General features: G+C 59.5%; 8 protein-coding genes. 4 read left to right on the forward strand and 4 right to left on the reverse strand.

The features are described 5' to 3' along the window. The first annotated feature begins 139 nt into the window (after positions 1 to 139). A complete protein-coding gene (gene yccS / locus HU811_RS21275) occupies positions 140 to 2,323 on the forward strand; it encodes a YccS family putative transporter (RefSeq protein WP_186657948.1) in 2,184 nt (727 codons plus the stop codon). 141 nt (positions 2,324 to 2,464) lie between these two features. Here yccS and HU811_RS21280 read toward each other — a convergent pair whose 3' ends face one another. After that, entirely contained in the window at positions 2,465 to 3,202 is a 738-nt protein-coding gene (locus tag HU811_RS21280; RefSeq protein ID WP_092401639.1) for a substrate-binding periplasmic protein, read from the reverse strand. A gap of 261 nt (positions 3,203 to 3,463) precedes the next feature. On the opposite strand from HU811_RS21280, the gene HU811_RS21285 reads away from it, so the two are divergent. After that, positions 3,464 to 3,916, forward strand: a complete 453-nt coding sequence (locus tag HU811_RS21285; protein ID WP_092401636.1) for a GNAT family N-acetyltransferase — start codon at positions 3,464 to 3,466, stop codon at positions 3,914 to 3,916. 124 nt (positions 3,917 to 4,040) lie between these two features. On the opposite strand, the gene HU811_RS21290 is transcribed toward HU811_RS21285, so the two are convergent. From HU811_RS21290 to HU811_RS21300, 3 genes are read right to left on the reverse strand one after another with little or no spacing between them, the layout of a single operon-like run. Beyond that, positions 4,041 to 4,337, reverse strand: coding sequence for a winged helix-turn-helix domain-containing protein (locus HU811_RS21290; protein ID WP_186657950.1), 297 nt, complete (start codon positions 4,335 to 4,337; stop codon positions 4,041 to 4,043). 4 nt (positions 4,338 to 4,341) lie between these two features. Next, positions 4,342 to 4,845, reverse strand: a complete 504-nt coding sequence (locus HU811_RS21295) for a M48 metallopeptidase family protein (RefSeq protein ID WP_092401630.1) — start codon at positions 4,843 to 4,845, stop codon at positions 4,342 to 4,344. A 40-nt stretch (positions 4,846 to 4,885) separates the two neighbouring features. Then, complete coding sequence (locus tag HU811_RS21300) at positions 4,886 to 7,009, reverse strand: putative bifunctional diguanylate cyclase/phosphodiesterase (RefSeq protein WP_092401627.1); 2,124 nt, start codon at positions 7,007 to 7,009, stop codon at positions 4,886 to 4,888. A 323-nt stretch (positions 7,010 to 7,332) separates the two neighbouring features. On the opposite strand from HU811_RS21300, the gene HU811_RS21305 reads away from it, so the two are divergent. Beyond that, the gene (locus tag HU811_RS21305; RefSeq protein WP_186657952.1) at positions 7,333 to 8,004 is read left to right on the forward strand and encodes a polysaccharide lyase family 7 protein; all 672 of its coding nucleotides are present in this window, start codon (positions 7,333 to 7,335) and stop codon (positions 8,002 to 8,004) included. A 292-nt stretch (positions 8,005 to 8,296) separates the two neighbouring features. Next, on the forward strand, positions 8,297 to 8,965 hold the full coding sequence (locus tag HU811_RS21310) for a polysaccharide lyase family 7 protein (protein ID WP_092401621.1): 669 nt from the start codon (positions 8,297 to 8,299) through the stop codon (positions 8,963 to 8,965). Positions 8,966 to 9,167: the final 202 nt, after the last annotated feature.

Raw genomic sequence — 9,167 nt, forward strand, 5'->3', positions numbered from 1 at the left:
ATCGCGAGCAGGCTCGCTCCCACAGGGGTTTGCTGGAGCATCCCGGAACACTTTTTGCTGCCGGATGTGATCGCCGCCATTGCGTCGGCGTCATTACTGCCTCAATTTAGCGTCATTGCCCGTCAGGCCCGTGCACTTCATGTCATCGACCTCGTTTAGTCAGTCTCTGCGTCGCCTTTGGGCGTTGGATAAATTCAGTTATAGCGTGCGGGTGTTCATCGCCCTGACCGGCAGCATGGCGCTGTGTTGGTATCTGGATAAGATGGCGCTGCTGATCCCGCTGTTCCTGGGCATCATCGCCAGCGCCCTGGCCGAGACCGATGACAGCTGGCAGGGCCGCCTCAACGCGCTGGCCGTGACCCTGGTGTGCTTCACCATCGCGGCGCTGTCGGTGGAATTGCTGTTCCCTTATCCGGTTCTGTTCATCGTTGCCCTGGCGCTGGCGAGCTTCGCCCTGACCATGCTCGGTGCGTTGGGCGAGCGCTATGGCGCCATTGCCTACGGCACATTGATTCTCTCGGTCTACACCATGATCGGCGTGGACCAGCGCGGTGGCGCGGTCACCGATTTCTGGCACGAACCTTTGCTGCTGGTGGCCGGTGCAGCTTGGTACGGCCTGCTCTCGGTGCTGTGGCAGGCGCTGTTTTCCAACCAGCCGGTGCAGCAAAGCCTGGCGCGGCTGTTCCGCGAGCTGGGACGCTACCTGAAGCTCAAATCATCGCTCTTCGAGCCAATCCGCCAACTGGATGTCGAAGCCCGACGCCTGGAACTGGCCCAGCAGAACGGCCGAGTGGTCGCCGCGCTTAACGCGGCGAAGGAAATCATCCTGCACCGCGTCGGCAACGGGCGACCAGGCTCGAAGGTCAGCCGCTACCTGAAGCTGTACTTCCTCGCCCAGGATATCCACGAGCGCGCCAGCTCTTCCCACTACCCCTACAACGCGCTGGCCGAGGCGTTCTTTCACAGCGACGTGCTGTTCCGCTGCCAACGCCTGCTGCGCCAGCAAGGTAAAGCCTGCCAAGCGTTGGCCGAGTCGATCCAACTGCGCCAGCCATTCGTCTATGACGCCAGCTTCGCCGAGGCCTTGAATGACCTGCACGCCTCCCTCGAACACCTGCGGATCCAAAGCAACCCGGCCTGGCGCGGGTTGCTGCGTTCACTGCGGGCCTTGTCGGCGAACCTTGGCACCATGGACCGCCTGCTCAGCGACGCGAGCAACCCCGACGCCCTGGCCGACGCCACCGATAGCAGCCTGCTGGATCGCTCACCGCGCAACCTGAAGGACGTCTGGGTCCGCTTGCGTACACAGCTCACGCCCACTTCGCTGCTATTCCGGCATGCCCTGCGCCTGCCCCTGGCGCTGAGTGTGGGTTATGCCATGGTGCATCTGATCCACCCGTCCCAGGGCTACTGGATCATTCTCACCACGCTGTTCGTGTGCCAACCCAACTACGGCGCCACCCGGCGCAAGCTCGGCCAACGGATCATCGGCACCGCCATCGGCCTGACGGTGGCCTGGGCGCTGTTCGATCTGTTTCCCAACCCCCTGGTGCAATCGTCTTTCGCCATCGCCGCCGGGGTGGTGTTCTTTACCAATCGCACGACCCGCTACACCCTGGCGACCGCCGCGATCACGATCATGGTGCTGTTCTGTTTCAACCAGGTGGGCGACGGCTATGGACTGCTGTTGCCCCGACTGTTCGATACGCTGCTCGGCAGCCTGATCGCCGGCCTTGCGGTATTCCTGTTCCTGCCGGACTGGCAAGGCCGCCGGTTGAACAAAGTGCTGGCCAACACGCTGACCTGCAACAGCATTTACCTGCGCCAGATCATGCAGCAGTACGCTGCCGGCAAAAGCGATGACCTGGCCTATCGCCTGGCCCGACGCAACGCCCACAACGCCGACGCCGCATTGTCCACCACCCTGGCAAACATGCTGATGGAACCGGGGCATTTCCGTAAGGAAGCCGATGTCGGGTTCCGCTTTCTAGTGCTGTCCCACACCCTGCTCAGCTACTTGTCAGGCCTGGGCGCCCATCGGGACACCCAGTTGCCTGCAGACGTGCGCGAACACCTGATAGACGGCGCGGGGGTGAAACTGGCCGCGAGCATCGACGAAATCGCCCAGGGCCTTGCGAGCAAACAACCGATAGCGGTCCAAAGCGACGAGGAAGAAGCCTTGGCCAATGAGCTTGAGCAGATGCCCGATGAAATCGACGAGGGCCAGCGGCTGGTGCAGACGCAACTGGGGTTGATCTGCCGTCAGTTGGGGCCGCTGCGCACATTGGCAGCCCATCTGGTCAAGGACACCAGCGAGGCTTGAGGAGTGTGGTGCTCACACCACCGCCATCGCGAGCAGGCTCGCTCCCACAGTGAACCTCAGCCGTACAAATTGAAGTGTGCGCTATAGATCAACTGTGGGAGCGAGCCTGCTCGCGATAGCGCCAGTCCAGGCACCGCAAGATCACATCCCGTGCGCCTTCAATAACCGCGCATAACTACCATCGGCCTTCATCGCCGCAATCTCCCGATCGAATCCCGCGACAATCTGCTCGTGCTGGGGGTTCTTCAGGCTGACCAGGATGTGCAGGCTGTTTTCACTCAGTGGCTTGGGCATGAACTCCACGGCGTTGCGCACCTTGGCCGATTCACGAGCCAGGTAATAACGGGCGACGAACTCATCTTCCAGGGTCAGCTTCACCCGACCGGCAGCGAGCATGCGCACGGCCATTGCAAAGTTATGCACAGGGACTTTCTGCAATTGCCGATCCTCATCGAACGCCTTGGCGTAGGCGTATCCGCGGACCACGGCGATGGGATAGGCATACAGCTGCTGCAGGTTCTCGTACTGGATGGGTGCGTCCTTGCGCTTGATGAAGCGCACGCGGTTGAGCAGGTACTCAGCCGAGAAACGGCCCACATGGGTACGTTCTTCGCTGTACCAGGCGTTGATCAGCACGTCATAGCGCCCCTCGCCGATGCCCAGCATCGCCCGGGCCCAAGGCACCTGCTCAAAGTCACTGGCATAACCGGCCCGCGCCAGGGCGGTACTGACGATATCGGTCGCCAGGCCCCCATTGACCAGCGTGGTGTCGGTAAAGGGTGGCCAGCCATCTGCCACCAGACGCAACTTTTGCGCGCAGGCATTGTGGCTCAGCAACAGCAACCCGACCAAAGCAAGAGCTCGATGCAATCGCGGCATGCCAAACATCCTTGACGGGTTCAAAGCCCGGTTTGTTTTTAGCCGAATCTCAAGAGATGTCGTCAGACATCCGGTCCTAACATTAGCTCAGTGGAACCGCTGCGCAGCGCTGGATTGAAGATTACACAAAGAAGGCCACACCGCGACAATTCGATGATGGCATTTTGGCCTTTGTCACAGATTTTTACAGTTGTGCAAGAAAGAGACTTCCGCAACCAGCCCGCTTAATATCGGCATCAGGTTCTTCAGGAAATTCAAAAAATGGATATCGACTGGGTCTGCAAACATCACAGTGACCTGAGCAAGGAACAGCTGTACGCCATCCTCAAATTGCGCGCCGAAGTCTTCGTCGTCGAGCAGAACTGCCCCTACCTGGACGTCGACGGCCTGGACCTGGAGGGCGATACCTGCCACCTGATGGCCTGGCAGGACAATCATCTGGTGGCTTACCTTCGCTTGCTCGATCCGCATTCGCAAAACAGTGACGTGGTCATCGGGCGCGTGGTCATCGCCCCCCAGGCACGGGGACAGGGGATGGGTCATAAGCTGATGGAACAGGGCCTCAAGCAGGCCGAGCGGCACTGGCCCGGTACATCGATCTCACTGTCGGCACAGGCGCATCTGCAGGGGTATTACGCGCGGTATGGGTTTGGAGTGGTGGGTATCGAGTATATGGAAGACGGGATTCCACACATTGGTATGCATCGACCCTGAAAACGCATCGCGAGCAGGCTCGCTCCCACAGTAGATCACGGGCGGCACAGATTTTGTGTTTCAGCAGATCCATTGTGGGAGCGAGCCTGCTCGCGATGAGCCCAGCCCAGACACCTTCCAAGATTCAGGGATACTCGAGCACCGCCTTGATTTGCTGCAAATTCCCCTCGATCCACCGCCGATCAATCGCCCCCCAATCACGGATCCGATAATGCCCGGCATGGTTACGGGCGCCTTCTAGCTGCTCGAATTCACACACGATATCCAGGTCCGCCAGCGCTGCCACGGTGTCCTGGGCGGTGCGTCGCGGCATGCCGGTGACCTCGGTGAGCGCGGGAATGTTGCTGGCCACGCCGCTATCAATCAGGTACGCCACATACAAGCGACGATAGAAGCTGCTTTTGGTCTTGCTGACGTCCATTCGGTCATTCCTTGGAGGGTTGCAGATCGCGCCAGGTCAGGTACACCCGCAAGTCGAATTCCAACTGGTGATACCCCGGCAGCATGTGCTCGCAGAGTTGGTAGAACGCTTTGTTGTGGTCCGACTCCTTGAAGTGGGCCAGTTCGTGCACCACGATCATTTTCAAAAACTCAGGTGCCGCGTCCTTGAACAGCGAAGCGATACGAATTTCTTTCTTGGCCTTGAGCTTACCGCCCTGCACCCGTGAAATCGCAGTGTGCAGGCCAAGTGCACGGTGGGTCAGGTCCAAGCGATTGTCGAACAGCACCTTGTCGATAGCGGGCGCGTTACGCAGGTATTGTTGTTTGAGGTCCAGCGCATAACCGTACAAGGCCTTGTCGCTCTGGACCGAGTGCCGGTCGGGATAGCGCTGCTGCAAGTAGTCGCCCAGCCGATCCTGGGCAATCAGTTGCTGCACTTGGGCTTGCAGGGCGGCGGGGTAAGCCTGGAGGTATTTGAGCGCGATCATCGGCGGCAACACAGTCACAAAAGGCCCCAGTGTAGCGAATTCAGACCTGTATCGCGCTCCAGTCAAATGGCCGGGCAAAGGCATCGGTGTCTTCGGCCATCAAGGGCCGCGCTACCAGGAATCCCTGCACATACTCGCAGCCGTGGGCCTTGAGCCAGTGATATTGCTCAGGCGTCTCTACGCCCTCGGCGATCACCCGCAAACCCAATTGCTTGCACAAATCGATGACCGACGCCGCCAGTGCCGCATCCCGGGGTGAGCCTGGCAAACGGGCGATCAGGTGTCGATCAAGCTTGAGGGTGTCGAGTTCCAGATCCCGCAGATGCGCCAGCGAGCAAGGCCCGGACCCGAAATCATCAAGCGCCACCCGCACCCCCAGGTTATGCAGCAGCCGCAGTTGTTTATGGGTTTCGTCGGGGTTGCGCATCAGTGCATCTTCAGTCACCTCGACCTCAAGTTGCCGGGGTTTGAGGGCATGTCGCTCCAGGACCTGGCGCAGTTCGGTCACCAGGTTAGGCAAACCGAACTGGGTGCTGCTCAGGCTCACCCCCAGTACCAGATCATCCGCGAACAAGCGCTCCCAGACTTTACGCTGGGCCGCGCTGCGATGATAAATCCAGCTCCCCAGCCGACTGATCAATCGGGCCTCTTCCAACAATGGCAAGAACAAGCCCGGCGGTACATCCCCCACGCTGGGGTGCTGCCAGCGCAGCAGCGCCTCGAACCCGCGAATCCGTCCATCGGCGACAGCCACCTGAGGCTGGTAGACCATATTGAAATCGCGGTTTTCGATGGCCGAGCGCACACTTTCCTCGAGCATCAGCCGCGAACGGGCTCGACCGTTCATTTCGTGATCGTAAAAACGGTATTGCTGACGGCCAGCGCGCTTGGCCTCGTACATGGCGATGTCGGACGCGCGCAGCAGACCGTCGAGATTGGCGCCGCAGTCGGGGTAAGTCGCGATGCCGATGCTGGCCCCCAGCGTTACGTCCATGCCCTCGATCTGTTGGCAGATAGACACCCGTTCGATAAGTTTCTCGGCAATCTTGGCCGCTTGCTCGGGTACTTCCAGATCCAGCAGGGCCGTGAACTCATCGCCGCCAAGACGGGCCAGAATGTCGAACGGGCGCAGGCACGCCTTCAGTTGTTCCGACACCCAGCGCAACACGCGGTCACCGGCATCATGGCCCAACGAATCATTGACCCGTTTGAAGCCATCCAGGTCCAGGTACAACAGCACCCAGTTGCTTTCCAGTCGCTCGCTGCGCATCAGCAGGTTTTCGGCTGTCTGATAAAACCCCCTGCGGTTGAGCAGACCGGTCAGTGGGTCAGTGACGGCCTGGTATTCGAGTTGCTGGTGCAAGTGACGCACCACCGACATGTCCTGAAGCGTTACCACCATGGCCTTCTGCTCCGCAGGCAGGGGCGCACAAGACAAGGCCACCGACACCTGCTGGCCAGGCGCTGTGCGCAGGACCGCATCGTGCAGGCGCCAGGTCTGCCCCCGGCAGTAGGCGACATGGATATCGGAGCCGCTCCACTCGGGAATATGGGGTTTTTGCAGGAAATCCAGGAGCGGCATTCCCTGCAACTGCTCGGCGGTGGCATTAAGCAGCCGGCAGGTAGACGGATTGGCGAAGCGAATACACCCGCTTTCATCCACCACGAGGATGCCTTCGGCGGCGTTATCCAGCACCGAGGCGTTGAAAGCCCTGGCCGCTTCCAGATCCTGGCTCAGGCGCTGCAAGGCCCGGCGATTGCGCTGGTGTTCAAGCAGGGCATGAACCTTGGGTTTGAGAATCTGCGGATCGAAGGGTTTGAACAGGTAATCCACGGCACCGCTGGCATAGCCCTTGATCACCGCATCCTGGGATTGCTCGTTGGCGGTCAGGAAAATGATCGGGGTCAGCCGTGTGCGCTGGCTGCCGCGCATCAGACGCGCCACCTCAAAACCGTCCATGTCGGGCATCTGCACATCCAGCAGGACGAGGTCGATGTCATGTTCGAGTAGAAGGTTAAGGGCCTCGACACCGGAGGATGCGGTCATCACCTTCCAATCCTGACGCTGCAACAACGCTCGCATGCTGAGCAGGTTTTCAGGGTAATCATCAACTATCAAAAGGACGGAACTGTCTTCGCCAAGCGGTGGTTGCACGCATTCCATGCTGCTTCTCTTATCGGGCGTCACGTCCGTCCTGACGTAGCAAGGCGGACAAATACTGTGTCCTCACTCTAGACCGTGATTCTGAAAAGCAGTAGGTGTCATCGCGCCATCATCCAGACAAAGCCCAAAATAGCCGACTAACGGTCACCCTCCCCGGGCACAAAACCTGCAATGACACCTTCGACGGACAATTGACGTCAATCATCCGCCGGACGGTCATCCATAAAGATCCATCCTGCGTGAACAACCCGTCCAGAACGCGCGGAGCAGAGCCTCGCGTGATGGCGTTCAGCACTTTTACTCTCGTTACGCAGGATCCGACCATGATCGATCTCACCACCTGGAATCTGAGCATTCCTGAAGGCAGCCCCACCATCACCATCGAAACACCCCGGCTGGCGCAGGGATTCAAGGATCAATATTTCCACTCCGACACTGGCACGTTGTTCTTCTGGGCCCCGGTGACCGGCGCCAAGACCGCCAACGCCATTTATCCACGCAGCGAACTGCGGGAAACCTACAGCGATGGAACCCTGCGCAACTGGCTTTACTCAGCGGCGGACAACAAACTGCGCGCCACGCTTGCCGTCAGCCAGGTGCCCAGCACGGGCAAGATCGTGATCGGCCAGATTCACGCCAAAGACAGCACACGCCCTATGGTGAAGCTGGAATACCAATACAAGGCCTACAGCGCCACCGGCAATATCGTCGCCAAAGTCCGTTTGCGCCCCGATGACGAATCGGGCCAGGTCATCACCATCGCCACGGGCGTGAAGCTCGATCGCAGGTTTTCCTACCAGATTCACCTCAGCCCCAAGGGCGCGCTGGGCATCAGCGCCGCGGGTTACAACTGGAGAACAACGGTAAGCCCGGACTGGAAGGACAAACCGTTGTATTTCAAAGCCGGCGTCTACGTGCAGGACAACACCGGCTACACCACCGAAGGTGGAAAAGTGACGTTCAGCATGCTGGAAATCCATCACACCGCTCTATAAGCGTTTCCCCTCGCGTACCGCAGCATGGACGCTGCTCCCTTCGAACGTCACCCGCATGACCCCGATGCCATAGCGCCATCGTTCAAAAAAAATTCGAATTGCCCGACTAACGGTCGTCGTCCTCGGGCACCAAAGCGGCAAACACCACTCTGACGGACAGTTGACGCCAACCCTCCGCCGGACGGACATAAAAAATCCGTTCCGCGCGCTTCTCGGGGCACGTCATAAAAGCGCTGGCTAGAGCCTCCGGCTGGATCTTGCAACATATTCATTCCGTAGAAAGGGCCCGCATATGGTCGATCTTGCAACCTGGAACTTGAGCATCCCCGAGGGAAGCCCGCCGAAAACCATTGAAACGCCTCGGCTGTTGGATGGCTTCCAAAATAAGTACTTCAATTCCGAAGGCAGCACAGTGTATTTCTGGTCACCGGTGACCGGCACCAAGACTGAAAACGCGGTCTACCCACGCAGCGAATTGCGAGAGACCTACAAAGACGGGACCTTGCGCAACTGGCTGTATCCCGATGCCGACAATAAATTGAGCGCGACCCTGGTCGTCAACCAGGTACCCAGCACCGGCAAGATCGTGATTGGTCAGATTCATGCCAAGGACAGCAGCAAACCCATGGTGAAGCTGGAATACCAGTACAAGGACGACAGCAAGACCGGCAACATCGTCGCCAAGGTCCGCATGCGCCCCGATGACGACGAGGGTCGAGTCATCACCGTGGCCACGGGGGTGAAACTTGCTCAGTCCTTCAGTTACCGGCTCCACCTGGACCGTACCGGCGATCTGGGCATCACCGCGGCGGGTCGTAGCTGGTACACCACCATGAGCGCCAGATGGAAGGTCAAGCCGCTGTATTTCAAGGCTGGCGTGTATGTGCAGGACAATACGGGCTACACCAGCGAAGGTGGGAAAGTGACGTTCAGCAAGCTGGATATCGATCACAACACCTGATCACTGTGCTTCAGGCACCACAGCGGCAACGGAATGCTGCTCGCCTGGCCATCTGTAAATTTCGTAGGAATTCGCCCACCGTGGCGAGGGAGCTTGCTCCCGCTGGACTGCGCAGCAGTCCCCTCTTTTCGTCAGACCTAGCGCATACCCAAGTTTTGCGGCGGCCGCGCCCCCGAGCGGGAGCAAGCTCCCTCGCCACAGG

It is taken from the genome of Pseudomonas tehranensis, from assembly GCF_014268615.1.
Classification (GTDB): Bacteria; Pseudomonadota; Gammaproteobacteria; order Pseudomonadales; family Pseudomonadaceae; genus Aquipseudomonas; species Aquipseudomonas tehranensis.